The following is an 18,690-nucleotide window of genomic DNA, read 5'->3' as shown; positions in this document are numbered from 1 at the left end:
TGTTAAGACCCCAAATTTTGCATGGGGTTAGCCCCGCGCGCTTTTTTTCGCCCCGCCGGCCCCAGCCACCGCGGGGCCACGACAAAGCAAGCCACGCCAATCTGCGCGAAAATCAGGCAGCCCGTCTTGCGTCATGCCTGATTCGTTGCCGGAACCTGCCCATGTCTGTCGTATCGCTGGTCTCATCGCTGCTCCTGAGCCGTACCCGTCGCCCTGCGCGCGCCGTCGCCGCATCGAACGCGGACACCGGACGAGAGCCAGCATGAGCGATAAAGCAGTCGGCGTATTCCGGTCGCTACGATTTTTCAACTATCGGATCTGGGCTGCGGGTGCGATCGTGTCGAACATCGGCACGTGGATGCAGCGCACAGCGCAGGATTGGCTGGTCCTGACCTCACTCACGCGCCACAGTGCATCCGCCGTCAGCATCGTCATGTCGCTGCAGTTCGGGCCGCAATTGTTGCTGCTGCCGGTGAGCGGGTATGCCGCCGATCATCTCGACCGGCGCAAGCTGCTGATGTTCACGCAAGCGGCACAAGGCGCGCTTGCCCTCGGCCTTGGCGTCATGACGATCGCGGGCATCGTGCAGCTATGGCACGTCTATCTGTTCGCGTTCCTGTTTGGATGCGCGACGGCGCTGGACGCTCCGGTGCGCCAGACATTCGTGTCCGAGCTCGTGGGCGATACCGAATTGCCCAATGCCGTCGCGCTCAATTCAACGTCATTCAATCTTGCCCGCATGGTAGGGCCGGCGGTGGCGGGGTTCGTCATCGCATCGGTGGATACCGGTTGGGCTTTCGTATTGAACGGGTTCTCGTTTGCCGCCGTGTTGCTCTCCCTATGCTTCATGCGCAAGCATGAATTGCGCAGCGCGCCCCGTGCAAGACGCACGCGCGGCGGGTTCGCGGCAGGCTTTCGCTACGTCTGGGCTCGCCCCGACTTAAAAGCGACGTTGATCATGCTGTTCCTCATCGGGACGTTCGGCCTGAACTTTGCAATCTACATTTCGACGATGGCCGTCAGCGTCTTTCATGTCGACGCGAGCCGATATGGCGCGCTATCGTCGATGATGGCCATTGGCACGGTAACCGGCGCCTTTGCCAGCGCTCATGCGAGCCGGCCCCGCTTTCGATCGCTGCTGATTTCGTCCGCCGTCTTCGGACTCGGATGCGCCGCGGCCGCCGTGGCGCCCACCTATTGGACATTCGGCGCCGCACTCGTCGTGACCGGCATCGCCACGCTGACGTTCCTGACGACGACCAACAGCCTCATGCAGCTGTCGACCGAACCGGCGATGCGCGGCCGGGTCATGGCGATCCGGCTCGCAGTCACGCTGGGCGGCACCCCCCTTGGCGCGCCGATCGTCGGATGGGTGGCCGATCATGCCGGGCCGCGCTGGGCGATTCTCGTCGGCGCGGCGTCCGGACTCGCGGCGGCCGTGGTCGCGGCGCGCGCGCTGGCGGCGGAACGCGGCCGCGATAAATCGGCCGATGCAGCAAGAGCCGAAGAATAAGTATGAACATTTGCAGATAGCGCAATGACGTTATCTCGGATTGCATGAAGGACAATAATTCTATTAAATTGACGTCCGCCCGTTTTTAAAAGAGCGCAAATTACAAAATGACACTGTCAAAATGACCAGCCAATTAGAGAGCGATATTCGGCGCGACGCGCCTGGAACAGCGGCCCCCCCGCCACGCGGGACAACGACTTCGCAGCCTGGCGGTCCAGCCGGCAAACCATCGCTCGGCCCATTGCCGTATGTCGTCGCGGCCACCTTCTTCATGGAGTACCTCGACACGACGATCATCGCGACAGCCCTGCCGCAAATGGCGCACGCGTTCGCCATCAGCCCGAACGCACTGAGCCTGGGCATGAGCGCCTATATGATCGCGCTGGCCATCTTCATTCCAGCCAGCGGCTGGGTGGCCGACCGCTTCGGCTCACGCAGCGTCTTCTTTTCGGCGATCGTCATGTTCACGATTGCATCCGTCCTTTGCGGGCTCTCGCAAAACGTCGTCGAATTCACGGCCGCGCGCGTGCTGCAAGGGATGGGCGGCGCGCTGATGGTGCCCGTCGGGCGCCTGATCGTCGTGCGCAGCACCGAAAAACGCCGCCTCATGCAGGCAATCTCGACGATCACCTGGCCCGGCATCGTCGCGCCCGTCATCGGGCCGCCGCTCGGCGGATTCATTACGACCTACGCTTCATGGCGTTGGATCTTTTTATTGAACGTACCGGTTTGTCTTGTTGTGCTCTGCGCGGTGTTCGCGTGGGTGCCGAATCTGCGCGGCGATCAGCGCAGGCCGCTCGACCTGGCCGGACTGGCGCTGAGCGGCATCACGCTCACCGCCATTCTTTATGGTGCCGATCTGGCGAGCCAACCGGGCACAGATCCGCTGATCGGGCTGTCGCTGGTTGCGCTTGGGGTGGGCGTCGGCGTCCTTGCGTTTCGGCATGCGCGCAGGCACCGGCACCCGCTCATCGATATTTCGACGCTCAGGATCCCGACGTTTTCGGTCACGGTTGTCACCGGTTCGATCACGCGGATCGGCATCAGCGCGGTGCCCTATCTGATGCCGTTGCTCTTTCAGATCGGCTTCGGCCTCTCGGCCTTCCAATCCGGTCTGCTGCTGCTCGCGGGCGCGGTCGGCAATCTCGGCATGAAAGCCCTCACGACGTCGATCTTGCAGCGCTATGGATTCAAGCGCGTGGCGATCATCGATTGCACCATCTGTGGCGTGTTTACGATTGCGTGCGGTTTGTTGACACCCGCCGTACCGCTCGCATGGACGCTGTTCGTCGTGCTCGTCTACGGCATCACGCGTTCGATGCAGTTTTCGACGATGGCCACGCTGGCCTACGCGGATGTGCCGTCGCAGCAAATGAGCGCGGCCAATACCCTTTGGAACGCGTCGGCGCAAATGGGCACCGGTCTCGGCATCGCATTCGGCGCGCTGGCGCTGCGCGCCGCGTCGGCTGTGAATGGCGGCAACGCCGATCACGCGTTCACGCTCGGCGATTTTCGTCTGGCGTTTTTGAGCGCCGGCTTATTGACCCTCGTTTCGATCGCAGGCTATGTGCGCTTGGCGAGCAACGCCGGCGACAAGCTCCGGACCGCTCACTGATTCGAACCGGAATCCCGGGCGCGAACCGGCGGGCTCGCCGGCCGCGCCCGTGTCGCATGCGGTGCCTGCTGCGGGGATGAACCGGACGAACCGGACGAACCGGGCGAACGGGTGGACGTATTGTCGGGCGATGCCTGGGTGCGCGCCGTCGCGCCACGCACTTCAAAACGCACGGAATCGACACGCTTGCCCTGGGCGTCCCCGAGTTCGAGGACGTGGTGCCCGGGCCAGGGCAGCCAAAGCACACGCTCTGCATGGCCGAGCGGCTTGCCGTCGAGCCGCCAGACGCTGTGCGTCGAAGCCCCGTTCGCGCGCTCGAACACGATGCGTTGACGGGCCGCGGGGATGTCCGGGTCAAGGGCAAATACGGTCCCATCCGTGGGCGAGCCAATCCCCGGCGCCGCGCTTTGCACGTCTTGAGGATGGGGCGGCGTGTAGGCGGTCGAACGTGCCGATGCGCCATTCGCGTCCGCCGCGAGGTGCACCGTCGACATTTCCGTGCCTTTGAGGAACCACTCGTTGCGCGCGGGCTCGACATTCCCATCGAACGAGATGCGAGCCTGAACGACACCGGGCGGCATGACGGGCGGCGTGCTCGGCACCTGCCGATGCAAATACTCGACGATGGATGCCCAGATCGGGGATGCGCCGGTCACGCCCGAGACGTCCCACATCGCGTCGCCTTCCGCATTGCCCACCCACACCCCGACCGTATAGCGGGACGGGAAGCCGATCGTCCAGTTGTCCCGCATGTCCTTGCTCGTGCCTGTCTTCACCGCCGAGAAAAAGCGCGTGGCCAGCGGGCTGTCGAAGCCGAAGGTGCGCGTCCTCGCGTTGTTGTCGGACAGAACGGTGGTGATGATGTACGTTGCGGCGGCGCTGAAGACGCGGTGGGACACATCGGCGTCAGCGTCCCCGTGATGGCGCGCGCCGGGCGGGCGCGGCAGATCATGCGTCGGCATGGCCACACCGCCATTGGCCAGCGCGCGGTAGGCATTCGTGAGCGAGAGCAGCGTAATGTCCGGGCTGCCGAGCGCGAGCGAATAGCCATAGTAGTCGCCGCTTTGCGCAAGCGGCAAACCGAGCGCCGTCAGCGTCTTCGCAAAGCGGTGCGGTGTCACCAGCACCACGGCGCGCACGGCGGGGACATTCAGCGAAGAGCCCAGCGCCGTCCGCACACTGACCCAGCCTTTGAAATCCTTGTCGTAGTTCTGCGGAATGTAGAGCCCGCCACCCGCCTGCAGATCGAGGGGGGCATCGTCGAGCAGCGAAGCCGTCGTCAGGCGTCGCTCGTCGATCGCCTGCGCATAGAGGAACGGCTTCAGCGTCGAGCCCGGCTGACGGCGCGCCAGCACCGCATCGACGTCACGCGCGCTCGAGAGGCCGCCTGACGAGCCCACCCAGGCCAGGACGTTGCCCGTCGCGTTATCAAGCACGACCACCGCGCCATCATGCACGTTGCGCGCGTGAGCCGGGGCGTTGAGTTCTGCCAGCGTGCGCCTGAGCGTATCGGTCGCGAAGCGTTGGAGTTTGGCATCGAGCGTCGTGACGACGCGCGTGCCTGCCGTAGGGTGCGTCTCGGCCGCGATCCGCCGGGCAAAATGCGGCGCCAGCGATTCCGGGTCGGGCGAGACCGAGAGAATCGCGGGTGCGGGCCGCGCAAACGCCAGCTGAACGTAGCTGTCGAGGTTGTCGCAGCGCTGCGGCGCCTTCATGTCGCGCAAGATGCGGCAGGCGCGTTCGCTGACCTTCGGATACGACGCGTTCGGCGCCCGGATCAACGCCGCCGCGATGGCCGCCTCGCGTTCGTCGAGCCCCGACGGCGCTTTGCCGAACAACGTCAGCGAGATCGCCGACAAACCGATCGTTTCCCCACGAAACGGCACGAGGTTCAAATAGGCTTCGAGAACCTGATCCTTGCGCCAGGACCGTTCCAGCCAAAGCGCACTGACGGCCTGGCCGGCCTTCTGAACGATCGACCGTCGTCCAGAACGCTCGGGCTCATCGCTCAGGAGTCCTGTCAATTGCATCGTGACGGTAGAGGCGCCGCGCGTGCGCGTATTCCATAGATTGGCCCATGCCGCCGCGGCAGCGCCATGCCAATCCACTCCGCTATGCTCGTAAAAGCGCTTGTCTTCCGATACGACGATCGCCTCGCGCAGTGCCGGCGAGACATCGGCCAGCGCGACCCAATCGCCGCGGCGCTCCGTCTTGTCGACGCGTGTTCGTTCGAGCGGCACGCCGTCGCGCGAAAGCAGCAGCCAGTCCGAACTGCGCCATTCGTCTCGCACCTGCGAGAACGTGGGCAGTGCGTGGGCGCACGGCGCCGCCACGACCAGCACCGCGCAGAGCACGGCGCGCATCCGCGCCGCGCCTCGCTTCGCTTGCATCTGCGCTCCTTCCTATTGCTTCGCCGCCGGCATGCGCACGACGACGTTCGCGTTCGGCAATACGCCGTAGGTCGACGGCGCGTAAAGTGCCTCGACCCGCGTCGGCGGCAGGCCGAACGTCCCTGCATTGTTCAGCCGGACCGTGTACTCAATCGACAATTTACCCTTCGGCAAGAAATCGTAGTACGCGCGATACCCCTCGAAGCCACGCTCGACAAACGCGGGCCAAGCTCCGTCGTCCGACTTCTCGCCCGCGGTGGCCACCTGCGAATCACGACCGAGGCCTGAGCCGAGAATCGTCGCGCCCGCCGGCACGGGATCGTTGACGACCACCCATGTCATATCCGATTGCGCATCGATGTCGAGGTGCACGCGCACGATGTCGCCGCGCGTGTAGACGCCCTTCACCGCCGGATCGACGGGCGTGATCGTCTTCGTGATTCGATACCCGGCCGAGAACGGCGCTTTGAGCGCCACCGCGGCCAGGCTCTCGATCGTCGCCCACGGCTTGCCGGTGCCCTGCTGCGTGAGCATCAAAGGAACCGGCCCGTTGCGCGCCTCGCCCGGCCACGGCAGCCACTCGCTGCGCGTGTTCGCCGTCTTGGTCACAGGCGTGGCCGATGCGGCGTTCGCACTCGCCGCGGGCGGTTGTCCCCAGGCGACCGTCTTCGACGTGGCGCCGAAATCGAGCTTCGTCTGCCCCGTCACGGGCGTACTTTCGAACGCATGAGAGAACGCCGAAACGGCCAATTCGCCCCAGAGGTTGGAGGTGGTCGTCGGCCATGCGCCGCCGCTTTGCAGTGCCAGCAAGCCCGCCACGAGGCGCGGCATCTCCTCCTTCCAGCCCGGTGCGTCGACGAACGTCAGTACGATGCGCGCGGCGTTCGACTCCGTGTCGGTCATCAACCACCAGAGATCGTCACTCGCGGCCGACGAGAACGACAGACGCGTGCCCTGATACGTCAAGCGCGCGCGAATGATCTGCTCCGCCTGCGCGAGCTTCGCGTCCCATTGCGGGACATCCTTCAACCGCGAGAGGATCGCGTAATAGTCGAGCACCGCGGAGGTCGGCCATTGATTCGGCGCGATCGTGATCGATTCGAGCATGCTTGCGCGCGCCGCGCCGTAGCGCGACAGCGCCTCGATCGCGGCAAGCTTGCGCAAGTCGAGATCCTGACGCGGCGCCCAGACCTTGCGCGTGAGCTTGCCCTCGACGAAGTTCACGAGACCGCCTTCCAGCTTGGCGCGCACGTCGTCGGGCAAGGCGAAGCGCGAGTCGAGCTTCGCGGCTTCGTCGGTCACCGCCAGTAAATAGGCGGAAAGCGTCGTGCTGCCCGTATTGCCGCTGTCGTCGCTCGGCGGGAAATAACTCGCCAAGCCGTCGTGGTCCAGGTACACGGGCAGCCGCGCGAGCACGGCCTGCCATTGCGCCACGTCGTTCATCCCCAGCGCACGCGAGGTCAACTGTTCGAGACAGCCGTACGGGTAGCGCTCGAACCAGCGGCGTACTCCCGGCAGTCCCTCGGACAGCTTCGGCTGCAACGACACCGCGATGCCGCCGCGCACCGCGCCGGCTTGGGTAACGGTCGCGTTCGGCGGAACGGCGATCGGCAGCGTAAAGGTACCGTCGACTTGCGTCACCGTTGCTTGCTGAACCGTCACCGGAACCGCGGCCGCTACGCGCTGCGTGACCTTCAGCGCATCGCTGGCATGCGGCCCGCCTTGCTCGGCCGCCGCGACGCTCCAGGTCAAGGTGGCGGGTGTCGCATCCGACAGGCCGTCGGGCGGCGTCACCGTCCATGCCACCTCACGCGCGGAATCGGCTGCGACGTCCACCGTCTGCGCTTGCAACGGCACGCCCGGCACATCCGGCGTAACGACGACTTTCATCGCCCGAACGGTGGTATTGCGCACCGTGAATTGCGCGCGGAATTGATCGCCTTCGCGAACGAGCGGCGGCAACCCCGAAATCAACTGCAGATCCTGCGTGCTGCGGATCGACGTACTGCCGGTGCCAAACAGGCCATCACCGACCGCCGCGATCGCGACGATGCGGAAGCTCGTCAGCGAATCGTTCAACGGGATGTCGACCGTTGCGTCGCCATTGGCATCGAGCTTCACGCGCGGATTCCACAGCAACAGCGTGTCGAACAACTCGCGCGTGGGACTATGCCCGCCCCCGCCGCCCGCCGGCACGGCCTTGCGCCCAAAATGGCGGCGCCCGACGATTTCCATTTGCGCCGTCGACGTCTCCACACCATAGGCGCGCTGCTGCAGCATCGCATCGAGCAAGTCCCAGCTACGGTTCGGCATCAGTTCGAGCAGCGCCTCGTCCACCGCCGCCACGGCGATTTGCGTGCCTGCCGGCGCCGGCTTACCGTTCGGCAGTTGCACGTGCAGTTTCACGTGCGCCTTGCCCCGCACCGTATAGGCCTTCGCATCGGGTGCCACGGTCACGCCCAGCTTGTGATCGGCCGTGCCCACCTTGATCTGAGCCAAACCATATCGATACGCCGGTTTGGAGAGATCGACGAGCGGCGTCGGCGCCTCGTAACGGCGGCCTTCGTTCCAGAACGCGTGCACCCATTCGAGCGGAGCCTTCCATCCCCACGTGAAGAACGAGTACCACGGAACCTCGTGAATCCGCCCGCGCAATGCCAGCACCGACACGTATACATTCGGGCCCCAGCCCGGCTGCACCTTCAACGAAACCGTCGGATCCTTGCCGTCCAGCTTCACGACGTGCGTCTCGATAACACCCTCACGCTCCACCGCCACGAGCGCCGTGGCGAACCGGAACGGCATCCGCACTTGGAAACGCGCCGTCTCGCCGGGTTGGTAGGCGGTCTTTTCCGGGAGGACGTCCATGCGGTCGGTGTCCTCGCCGCCGAACCAGAGTTCGTCTTCGCGCGTCACCCACACAGACGTCGTGGCCGTCGATACATTGCCGTCGCCATCCTTGGCCGTCGCGACCAGATCCACGTTGCCGGCTTCCTTGAGTTCGGCGTCGCAGCGCAACAGCCCGTGATCGTCGCTCTTGCCGCTGCACAGCGTGCCGAGGTCCTTCGTCTCCGTGCGGTTGTCGTAGGAATAGAAGCCGCCGACCATACGCTTGCGCGTCGAGACCGTGATGCGTGCACTCCCGCGCACTTCAAGCGGCACGCCTGCGCGGGGCTTACCCTGCAAGTCCACCGCGAGTGCTTGCACGGGCACCGTGTGACCGACAGACACCCATTGCCCCGACTTCACACCCGCCACGACGGCCGCCGGCCACACTGTCGCATTGCCGCTGATGGTCTGCACTTCGCCGTTCGGATCGGCAAAAGTCGCTTCGAGTTGCAACCGCTTCGGCGCGTCGACGTGCGGCAGGTCCTTGAGCATGACGGCGCCGGCGCCGTTGCGATCGAGCGTCACGGGTACTTTGTCGGCGATGAGCTTGGACGAATCGCTGTCCGCTTGCTGTTCCGTTTGCGCCTCGTCGTCCGAAGGCGACGATGTGGCGCCGTCTTTCGGCTTCACGTACGGCTCGAAGCTGAAATCGGAATAGGTATCGGCGAACGACGGAGCGCTCGTCGTCATCAACGCTGAGATCTGCACCGGCAAACTTGCCGCGCCGCCGCCGGACGTATAGTCGATTTGCAACGACAGCGGCGCTTGCGTTGCCGCGACGAGCGGATGCGTTTTTTCGTCGCGCACGCCGATGCTGCCTTTGAAAACCGGCAAGCGGAATGCTTCCACGCGGAAGCCGCCCGTGTCATAGCTGTGCGCCGGTGAATCTTCCGCATCGGCGCTGTCGGCGTCCGATGCGGTGCTGCCGGGCTTGCCGTCGTCGAGCGAGACGTCGTACTCGCCCAGCTTGGCGGAGGCCGGAATCGTGAACGTCGAATCGGCGGTGTGATCGGCCGTCCACGTCAACGGGAAATGCCAAGTTTGCCCGCTGCCGAGATGGCGAATCGTCAAACGCGTCGGATAGGTCTTCGGAAAACCGAAGCCGTGCATCGTCTCCACGCGCAGGAAGTGCTTCATCGAGACCGTCTCGCCCGCACGCAGCAGCGTCCGATCAAATACCGTATGCGCACGGACCGTCTTGTCCTGGCTCGTGTCGGTCGGGACGTTGAAGCGCCAGGCTTCGATACCGCGATTCCAATCCGAACGCACGAACGCCATGTCGGGGCCGGTCTTTGGATCGTCGACGCGCGCCGATACGAAAATGCCGTCGAAGCTGCCATCGCGGCAGTTCGGGGGCGAAGCCAGCCGTCCGTCGATCGTCAGCAGCCCGTGCGCATCGGTTTTGCCCGACGCGAGTGGCGTGCCGTTGCAGTCGCTCACGTGCACGGCCGCGTTCGGGACAGGATCGCCCTTATCGAGCGTCGTCACCCATACGAGACTGTTCTCGCGGCCCTGTTTCAGATGAACGCCCAGGTTCGTGACGAGCACCGCCGTGCGCACGTACATCGGCGCCTTCTTGCCGAGCAGCGACGCGCCCAGCGCCGGGGACGACAGCTCGATGATGTAGAAGCCGGGCTTCGCGATCGGCACGCCCACCACTTCGAACGGGCGCAGCGTTTTGGGGTCGGCCTTCGGCAGCGTCAGTGCCTCCACGCCCGGCATGCCCGCGAGCAACGATAGCGAACGCACGTCGATGGCCGGATCTTTCGCGTCCGCTTGCGACGACGCACCTTCGTCATGGACGATCACCGGGTGCGGATTGTGCCGGAGCAGCTGCGGGATCCGTTTATTGATCTCGCTGCGCCGCATCGTATAGTTGTCGAACAGATTGACGTCGCGCATCCAGCGCACGATGCCCTCGTCCGAATTGACGCGCAGCGTGGTGAACTTGGACGTGCCCGCATTGAGGCCCTGAATGTGCAGATCGGCCTCGACGTTGCGCAGCGTGACGGGCACGAGCGCGGGCATGCCGGGCTCGGCAAAGCGCTCGATGATGCCGAATGTCCCCGAAGAAAACTTCGCGAGCGGCGGCAGCGCCGCCGTGGCGGTCTTCAACGGGAACATATCGGCGTTGGCGAGCGGCCGGCCGCTGACGTCCTTCAGATCCGAAGGCAGGACGATGGTCAGATCGGCGCGTTCGGGCAACGGCGCCGCGAATTCGACTTTGTCTGTCTGCGGATCCTTGTCGTCGTCGGCAAACTTCGGCTTGATCTTGCCATCGGGGCCTTCGATACGGATTTTCTCGGCGTCTTCACGCGAGATCGGCGCATTGAACTGGAGCCGAACCGGCAACAGCGGCGTGCACGGCGCTTTGGCGTTTTCACGCTCGCACGAGAATTCGACCGAGAACGGATCGCGCACGGAAAAGTTGAACCGACGTTCGACGTCGTTCGCGATGCCGCTCGGGCTTGCCACGCCCTTCCCGTAGACGAGCTGCGCCTTCGTTCCGGACGGCAATGCCTGCTGGCATTGGAGCGTCAGCACACGCGACGCTTCCTTTTGCAGATCGAAGCGTTTGAGCAACGCGGTGCGCGTCGCGGCGTCCACGTTCTGGATGGGGATGCGGTTGCCCAGCGCACTTGATTCACACCAGATGTGAGAGAGGACCGAGGCGTCCGTGGCGGGGCCATTCAGGCGCAGCACGAACGCTTGATGTTCCTCGATCGTCACGTCGTCCGGTTCGATGCTTTCGACGAACGGGCCGCCCGTTTGAAAGGCGTAGTGCCGGGGACCGGACAGCGTGCTACCGGCGGACGACTTGAGCCCGTCTTTCAAATCGACGGAACATGCCAATCCCGGCGGCAAATCGGTGGTGAAATCCCACGCCCAGGTTTTATTGTCGATCCAGCGCGATTGGCCGGCGCTTGCGTGAGGATCGCTGCATTTGATCGACGCCGGCGCCGGCAAGTCAGGTGCGCCGAACGCCACCATCGATTCGTCGAACTTCACGACCACCTGCCGAACCTGCTTCACCGTGCCCTGCGGCGAGACTTGCGTGATGCGTGCGGCATCGGCACGCCACATTGTCGCGGCCAGCAGACTCAAGGCCGCGACTGCCGCGGCACCCCATTTAATTGTTCGTTCAATCGTGCCGCGTTGCATGGCGCACGCTCCCGGTATTCATTGTTTTTGAAAATTTGGGGGCGATTCTAAACTAGTTGCGCGACAGTTCGTGGAGAGATCGGCTCTGTGTTCGCAAATACTAGTGATGTGCCACTAGTGATGTGCCAGCCATTGGGATGTGGCGGTGCTGTTGCACGGTAGATATCGTCCGCCACGTTTCACCTCGCGCTGAACCATGACGGGAGACGCACGTCGTACACTGCCTCGACGTTTCAATTGCCGAGGCATCGATGAAGCAGACCTATGCGGCCTATCCCGCCGATCCGTTGCAAGCCGTCACCCACCGCGATCCGTACCCGTACTACGCGACGCTGCGTCAGCAGGCACCGCTGACCCGCCACGATAGACTAAACCTCTGGATCGCCGCCCGTGCCTCAACCGTTCGCACCGTACTGGAAGATGAAAGACTGACTGTGCGCCCCATCAGCGAACCCGTGCCGCGTGCGATCGCCGGTGGACCCGCGGGAGACGTGTTCGGCCAGCTCGCTCGCATGAACGAAGGCGAACCTCATCGCATCGCTCGGCGGGCACTACTCGAAGGGCTCGCTTCAGTGGATGTCGAGCATGTATTCCAAGCGGCCCGCGCTCGCGCCACGGGCGCGATCGACCGCGCCCACGCCTGCGATGATCGCTTGCTCGACGTATTGGCGTTCGCACTACCCGCGCATGTCATCGCCGAACTCGTGGGCCTGCCCGCCGATGACGGGCTCGAAGCCGCCGTACGGAAGTTCGTAGCCTGCCTTTCGCCGATGTCGAGCGCGCCAGCACTGCAGGAAGCGCACGACGCCGCATTTCAGCTACAAGGACGATTGCACGCGCTGACGCACGACAAAGTGCGCGTATCGGCACTCGTGGAACGCATCCTCTCCGGCGGCCTGGAACGAAGCCCCGAGTTTCCCAACGTGCTCGTATCGAACTTGCTTGGATTGTTTTCTCAAACGTTCGACGCCACGGCCGGCCTCATTGGCAACAGTGTCGTCACGCTGACGCGGCATGCTCAAATCGCGGCCGATCTGCGCGAATCGCCTTCCGCCACGCATCGATTCGTGCGGGAAGTGGCGCGCTTCGATCCGGCCGTCCACAATACGCGTCGCTTTGCACGAGAGGCAGTTTGCATCGAAGGCGTCACCTTGCAGCCCGGCGACGCGATACTCGTCGTGCTGGCCGCGGCAAGCCGCGACGAAGCGGTCTTCGACGATGCCGAGCAGTTCATCCCCACGCGTTCGCAGCAACCGCTCCCCGGCTTCGGCGCCGGACGCCACGGGTGCCCGGGCGAGGGGATCGCACGAGCGATCACGGCCGGGATTGTCTGCGCGCTGGTCGAAAGCAGCTTCGATTTCGCGAACCTTGCGCTGCATTGGACTTATCGGCCTTCGTTGAATGGACGGATACCCCAATTCACGTTCATCGAAAGGGACAACGGATGATGACCGTCATGCTCGAAGTCCTCCGCGCACAGTCGAAACCTCTATGAAGCGGTCGTGACAGCCGGCGTCTGCGCGAGCGCTTCGATGCCCGCGAAATCCAATGCCTCGAGGTAACGGCGCAATTCCGCAATATATCCGGCATACCCGGGTTGTACCGCGCCGACGGCATCGATCCATCGCTCGATATCGGTCAGGCGCCCCTCTTGCGCCAGCCTCGCCAACTGCCTGCGATCGTCTTCGGGCGGCGCGTCGACCGCACGCCTGCCCCCGCGTCGTGCCCGGCTTACGCCGGACCCTAACGACGAATAAGGCACCCGCTCCGACATCCCGGCGGCCGACGCACCGGCATCCGGCACGACGATCTCGAATGCGAACGAGGTGCCACGCCCCGGTGTGCTCTCTACCCGCAACTCGCCACCCATCGCATTGACGATCCGCTGTGCGATGAACAAGCCAAGGCCCGTGGTGCCGTTCACCGACTGCATCTGCCGAAACGCCGAAAACAAATTCGATTGCCGTTCAAGCTCGATCCCGATGCCTGTATCGGCCACTTCAAAACCCATATGCCAGTGTCCGTCCCGCGCACGCGCTCGCACGGTCATCATCACGACGCCGTCGCGTGTAAATTTCGAGGCATTCGACAGCAAATTGAGCAGCACTTGCTGCAACCGCCGGCCGTCGATCGTCAACCGGCAAGGCAGCGAGGTCAATGCTTGATAGAAGAACCGATTATTCAACTGCGCGCAAAGCGCGATGGAATATTCGGCGATGTCGTTCAGCAGCGCCGGCAGATCGGTGGTCGTCGGGGCGATATCGAGCGGCCGCAGCTCCGTTTTCGCATAGCCGACGAGTTCGTCGATCAGCACCAGCTGATAGCTGACGCTGCGCTCGATCGCGAGAATCAACGACGCCTGGCTGGCATCGGCTCGCTCGTGCAACAGCTTGGCGTAGCTTGCAATCGTCGCCAGCGGTGCACGCAGATCGTGGCTGACATAACCGAGCGTTTCGATCTTCTGCTGATTCTTTTCCTGCGCATCGGCCAAGGCATTGTTCAGCGCCAGCGTGCGCCGAGCCACTTCCTGCCGCAATCGCTCCTGCTCGCTCGTTTGCCAGTCGGCCAGTTCCTCCCTGGCTTCTTGCCGCTGCTTTCCGACGTGATTGATCCACGCAGCCAGAACGACGAGATTCGTGGCCAACCCGGTGATCGACACAAGCGGGTTCGGATGAATGTCGGAATTGAGCCAAGCCGGGCCCGCCTTGAGCCCCCCGAGCGTTTCGACCACGTGCACCGCGAAGGTCAATAGCCCGAAGCTGACCGTCCCGAGCATGAGCCGCGCCGTAGGCGTGGCTTGCCGCGAGAGCATGGCCGCGATGCACACTTCGGCGATCCCCACGCCGGCGCTGACGTACAGCCCGGCTTGATCGAAGACATACACGCTACCGAATGCGGCACCGGCTGCCGAGATTCCCTCCAGAACGGCAAAGGCTAATAAGATCCGGCGCGCCGGGACATGCGTTCGCTCGCCCTGAGCGATGCGCAGGATAAAGACGAGAAACAGCACCGCGCTGACACAGCCGAACACGGGAATACTGCGTGCGCTCCATTGAACCGCATGCGGCCATAGATAGAGTTTGGTATAACCGCGAATCGCAGCTTCATACAAAGCTGTCGTCACGCACAGCGCGGCCAGCACAAGGGGCGAGGCGCTTCGGGAAAAATAGGCAACCAGCAGCGCACACCAGCCGAGCGCCAGGATGCCGCCGATCAATGCACCGCCCCAAAGCGCATCGCGCCGCTCCAAGGTGCTGTGGTCGGCTGCCGTATAGAGCGTCGGTTCGAGTGAGAGCGCGATATCGCCCGCCGCTCGAATGAGAACGGGAACCTGCTCACCCGGTGCGAGCGTGAGTCGCATCAGCGGATAACGCGACAACGATGAAGCGGTCGCGGCCGCCGAAGTCGAATCGGGCACGTCGTGCAGCCACCGGCGGCCGTCATCGATATAGAAGTCGACATACTCCAATCGTGGCTCAGGCAGCGCGAGAACAAACGATGCGGCCGCCGCTCCGCGATTGCTGATGATCGCGCGCACCCACCACGCCGATCGAGAGAATCCCGGCTTCACCCCGCCTCGTCCGACCGGCAGAAAACCGCCGGGTCGCCCCGTTGGCAACGACAGTATGTCGTCGAGCCGCATCCGGCCCGAGACATCTTCGAATACCTGAACTTGCTCCAGCGACGCCGCCCCCGGTGCTGGCTCCATCCATTGCCCCGTGCGAGGACCACCGGCCGCCAATGCGGCGGTCGCCCATGCGCTCCCGCACAGCCCCCAGCCAAGGGCCAGGTATAGCGCGACGAGCAACCATCGACCGGCAGCCTGCGTCACGGCGCGGTCACACCGCGTCGCCATACGGCCGCTCGATATGCCCCACGCCGGGCACACGTTGTTCGCCGTTGTGCGCGCGCTCCTGCCGATAAACGGACGGGCTGACACCGAATCGCTCCTTGAACGCCGTGGCGAAATTCGCCGCACTCGAAAAGCCGATTTCTTCGGCGATCTGCGCGATGCTAAGCGGCGTGCTGCTAAGTAGATGCTGCGCGACCGCCAGGCGTTCGCCGCGGACGTACTCGAATACCGTTTGGCCCAGCTCGTCGCGAAACGCGCGCGATAACCGCTTTTCATTGGTGCCGACCAGCCGGGCGAGCTGTTCGACGGTGGGCGGCGTACTTAAGCGCTGCGACAGATGCCGGGTGGCAGCGCGAACGAGGGCGCTGTCTCCTGCCGAACCGGATCCGCCCGTCCCCGCCTCGTCTGCCGGCTGGCGGCCCGCACGGCTCAGGTGGACGCGGATCCGGGCCAGGACTTCGGCGGGCTCGAACGGCTTCGAGACATAGTCGACGGCACCGATGTTCAACCCCTCCAGCCGCTCGTGCAGTTCATCGGCGGCGGTCAGAAAGATAATCGGGATCGCCCGGGTGGCCGGCGTTGCGGCCAGCAGGCGGCACGCCGCGAATCCGTCCATGCGCGGCATGCGGACATCCATCACGATCAGGTCGGGCGCAATGGCCAATGCGCGCTGATAGGCTTGCGACCCATCGAAAGCAATGCTGATGCGACATCCCGCGTGGCGCAGGACGTCGATCAACAAGCGCAACTGGTCGGGTTGATCGTCGACGACCAGGATGTGCGCATCGTCAAGGACGGAACGGCTGTTCAACATGTGGGATTTTGGAAAACGGGGCGCCATTTTGCCAGGGAATCCCCCGCCAAAACTTTTTCCGCCAATCAAACGATTTCGCCACTCTATCAAAGGCGGAGGGTGGCGTCGCGTCAACACAATGCGCCGGAATACCGGTAAACCCGGTAAGTGGATCGACGCGCTGGCCGATGAGGGTCGGTCATCGAGTCGTGGTCATGCCACTGTCATGAATGAACGTGGCGGGTCAGGCGGTACCAATTCGGGAAGAGGCATTGATGAACATCACCAGAGAACGCTGGGTACTTGCGTCGGGTGCGGGCACGCAACGCGCACTGTGGAGACAGGCGGCAAAGCAGCGGAAAAACGGCAGCCTTGCGCGCGAGACGCACTGGATGTCGCGGACATGCGTAGCCATATTGGCAGCCGTCCTGCTGCTGCCGGCCGGAGAAGCGGCCCCGGAGAACGCCCTATCCAGCGGCTGCGACACGGCGAGCGCCGGCGCAGGGATCTTTCCCGCGGCCGCAGGTTCGCACGGCGCTCATTTCAACGAAGGGTTCGGCCTGAATGCGATGGCCAAAGGCGATGCGGCCTCGCCGTTTCCCTTTCGTTGATTCCGAATGCCGGCAGCGAAACCCGCTGCTCATGGTAGCGCGGGTGCGGGGATGAAGCGCCGCACTATCCTCGCCACATGGGATCGATAGCAAAAATCCTTCGTTCGCGCGGCGCCGTCCGCTCACTACACTGGGCTCGTCTTGTTATGACAAGCCCAGCATGTCCAATAACCTTCTTCGCCTCTCGCCGCAGCCGCTCTACGCGCAAATCAAGGATGCGCTGCGCCAGCGAATTCTAGACGGCACGTACGCGCCGCATAGCCAGATGCCTTCGGAGCATGAGCTATGCGCGACGTTCCGCGTCAGCCGGATCACGGTCCGGCAGGCGCTCGGCGATCTGCAAAAGGAAGGGCTGATCTTTCGCCTGCACGGCAAAGGCACGTTCGTCTCCAAGCCCAAGGCGTTCCAAAACGTGACATCGCTGCAGGGATTCGCCGAAGCGATGTCGTCCATGGGCTACGAGATCGTCAATCGCCTTCTGAGCTTTCGCATCGTCAAGGCCGATCGCCGTCAAGCCTCCCGTCTTCAATTGCCGGAAGGCGCCCCGCTGGTCGAGATTCACCGTGTGCGCCTACTCAATCGCGAGCCGGTTTCGCTCGAGTGCACCTGGGTACCTGAATCGATCGGCAAGCGACTGGCCAACGCAGACCTCGCCACCCGCGACATCTTCCTGATTCTGGAAAACGACTGCGGCGTATCGCTCGGCCATGCCGACGTGACGATCGACGCGATCCTCGCCGACGACGAGATTGTCACGGCGCTGGGCATCGAAGAAGGCGCCCCCGTCCTGCGCATCGAACGGCTCACGCACGATGCGACGGGCCGCCCCATCGACTACGAATTCCTCTATTTTCGCGGCGACGCCTTTCAGTATCGGCTGCGTACCGACCGAAACAAACCCCAGCCGCGCACAAGGACTCAACCATGACAATCGAAGTGCTCGAATACGACATCGTCGTGATCGGCGGCGGCACCGCCGGCCCGATGGCCGCCATCAAGGCCAAGGAGCAGGACCCGAGCTTGAAAGTCTTGTTGCTCGAAAAGGCCAACGTCAAACGCAGCGGCGCCATTTCGATGGGGATGGACGGGCTGAACAACGCGATCATTCCCGGTCACGCGACGCCGGAGCAATACACGCGCGAAATCACGATCGCCAACGATGGGATCGTCGATCAACGAACGGTCCATGCCTATGCGACACACAGCTTCAAGACGATCGAACAGCTCGATCGCTGGGGCGTCAAATTCGAGAAGGATGGCAACGGCGACTTCGCGGTCAAGAAAGTCCATCACATGGGCGCCTATGTCTTGCCGATGCCTGAAGGCCACGACATCAAGAAGATTCTGTATCGCCAACTGAAGCGCGCGCGCATCGAGATCACGAACCGGATTGTCGTCACACGCGTGCTCACCGACGCACAAGGCCACGCGTGCGGTGTACTCGGGTTCGATTGCCGAACCGCGCAGTTTCACGTCGTGCGAGCCAAAGCCGTCATCCTGTGCTGCGGCGCTGCTGGCCGTCTCGGTCTGCCCGCCTCGGGCTACCTGATGGGCACGTACGAGAACCCGACCAACGCCGGGGACGGTTACGCCATGGCCTATCACGCCGGGGCGGCACTCGCCAACCTCGAGTGCTTTCAGATCAACCCTTTGATCAAGGACTACAACGGCCCGGCCTGCGCGTACGTGACCGGCCCGCTCGGCGGCTTCACGGCGAACGGCAACGGTGAGCGCTTCATCGAATGCGATTACTGGAGCGGCCAGATGATGTGGGAGTTCTATCAGGAACTTCAGGGCGGCAACGGCCCGGTGTTTCTGAAACTCGATCATCTGGCCGAAGAAACGATTCAAACCATCGAGCAGA

Annotated in this window: 10 protein-coding genes; 6 read left to right on the top strand and 4 right to left on the bottom strand. The window is 63.8% G+C overall.

From position 1 onward, the window contains the following. Positions 1–262 precede the first annotated feature (262 nt). Both ACTHL0_RS26640 and ACTHL0_RS26635 read left to right on the top strand, forming a co-directional pair. Entirely contained in the window at positions 263–1,513 is a 1,251-nt protein-coding gene (locus ACTHL0_RS26640) for an MFS transporter (protein ID WP_440570121.1), read from the top strand. 121 nt (positions 1,514–1,634) lie between these two features. Continuing rightward, positions 1,635–3,128: an MFS transporter gene (locus ACTHL0_RS26635; protein WP_440570120.1), complete on the top strand. Its 1,494-nt coding sequence runs from the start codon at positions 1,635–1,637 to the stop codon at positions 3,126–3,128. Here the strand turns inward: ACTHL0_RS26635 and pbpC are convergent. After that, on the bottom strand, positions 3,122–5,518 hold the full coding sequence (gene pbpC / locus ACTHL0_RS26630; RefSeq protein WP_440570119.1) for a penicillin-binding protein 1C: 2,397 nt from the start codon (positions 5,516–5,518) through the stop codon (positions 3,122–3,124). The genes ACTHL0_RS26635 and pbpC overlap by 7 nt on opposite strands. 12 nt (positions 5,519–5,530) lie before the next feature. Continuing rightward, positions 5,531–11,569 (bottom strand): alpha-2-macroglobulin family protein, encoded by a 6,039-nt coding sequence (locus tag ACTHL0_RS26625; RefSeq protein ID WP_440570118.1) that lies wholly within the window; start codon positions 11,567–11,569, stop codon positions 5,531–5,533. A 251-nt stretch (positions 11,570–11,820) separates the two neighbouring features. Here ACTHL0_RS26625 and ACTHL0_RS26620 point away from each other — a divergent pair, with 251 nt between their 5' ends. After that, entirely contained in the window at positions 11,821–13,017 is a 1,197-nt protein-coding gene (locus ACTHL0_RS26620; protein ID WP_440570117.1) for a cytochrome P450, read from the top strand. A 41-nt stretch (positions 13,018–13,058) separates the two neighbouring features. Here the strand turns inward: ACTHL0_RS26620 and ACTHL0_RS26615 are convergent, their stop codons facing one another. Both ACTHL0_RS26615 and ACTHL0_RS26610 read right to left on the bottom strand, forming a co-directional pair. Then, positions 13,059–15,425 (bottom strand): sensor histidine kinase, encoded by a 2,367-nt coding sequence (locus ACTHL0_RS26615; RefSeq protein ID WP_440570116.1) that lies wholly within the window; start codon positions 15,423–15,425, stop codon positions 13,059–13,061. Next, a complete protein-coding gene (locus ACTHL0_RS26610; protein ID WP_440570114.1) occupies positions 15,409–16,236 on the bottom strand; it encodes a response regulator in 828 nt (275 codons plus the stop codon). The genes ACTHL0_RS26615 and ACTHL0_RS26610 overlap by 17 nt, the downstream gene beginning before the upstream one ends. Before the next feature lie 254 nt (positions 16,237–16,490). On the opposite strand from ACTHL0_RS26610, the gene ACTHL0_RS26605 reads away from it, so the two are divergent. From ACTHL0_RS26605 to ACTHL0_RS26595, 3 genes are all read left to right on the top strand, one after another. Next, complete coding sequence (locus tag ACTHL0_RS26605; protein WP_440570113.1) at positions 16,491–16,826, top strand: hypothetical protein; 336 nt, start codon at positions 16,491–16,493, stop codon at positions 16,824–16,826. A gap of 160 nt (positions 16,827–16,986) precedes the next feature. Further along, the gene (locus ACTHL0_RS26600; protein ID WP_440570112.1) at positions 16,987–17,754 is read left to right on the top strand and encodes a GntR family transcriptional regulator; all 768 of its coding nucleotides are present in this window, start codon (positions 16,987–16,989) and stop codon (positions 17,752–17,754) included. Next, positions 17,751–18,690 (top strand): fumarate reductase/succinate dehydrogenase flavoprotein subunit (locus ACTHL0_RS26595; protein WP_440570111.1); only part of this gene is annotated, 940 nt, incomplete at its 3' end. The genes ACTHL0_RS26600 and ACTHL0_RS26595, both read left to right, overlap by 4 nt.

This window comes from Trinickia sp. (assembly GCF_051961175.1).
In the GTDB taxonomy this organism is placed as follows: Bacteria; Pseudomonadota; Gammaproteobacteria; order Burkholderiales; family Burkholderiaceae; genus Trinickia.
This window is presented reverse-complemented; position numbering and strand designations above follow the sequence as displayed.

Excerpts from the sequence above, each read along its gene's own strand:
- ACTHL0_RS26640 (WP_440570121.1), top strand. The coding sequence starts at position 263 with ATGAGCGATAAAGCAGTCGGCGTATTCCGGTCGCTACGATTTTTCAAC.
- ACTHL0_RS26635 (WP_440570120.1), top strand. The coding sequence starts at position 1,635 with ATGACCAGCCAATTAGAGAGCGATATTCGGCGCGACGCGCCTGGAACA.
- pbpC (WP_440570119.1), bottom strand. The coding sequence starts at position 5,518 with ATGCAAGCGAAGCGAGGCGCGGCGCGGATGCGCGCCGTGCTCTGCGCG.
- ACTHL0_RS26625 (WP_440570118.1), bottom strand. The coding sequence starts at position 11,569 with ATGCAACGCGGCACGATTGAACGAACAATTAAATGGGGTGCCGCGGCA.
- ACTHL0_RS26620 (WP_440570117.1), top strand. The coding sequence starts at position 11,821 with ATGAAGCAGACCTATGCGGCCTATCCCGCCGATCCGTTGCAAGCCGTC.
- ACTHL0_RS26615 (WP_440570116.1), bottom strand. The coding sequence starts at position 15,425 with ATGGCGACGCGGTGTGACCGCGCCGTGACGCAGGCTGCCGGTCGATGG.
- ACTHL0_RS26610 (WP_440570114.1), bottom strand. The coding sequence starts at position 16,236 with ATGTTGAACAGCCGTTCCGTCCTTGACGATGCGCACATCCTGGTCGTC.
- ACTHL0_RS26605 (WP_440570113.1), top strand. The coding sequence starts at position 16,491 with ATGAACATCACCAGAGAACGCTGGGTACTTGCGTCGGGTGCGGGCACG.
- ACTHL0_RS26600 (WP_440570112.1), top strand. The coding sequence starts at position 16,987 with ATGTCCAATAACCTTCTTCGCCTCTCGCCGCAGCCGCTCTACGCGCAA.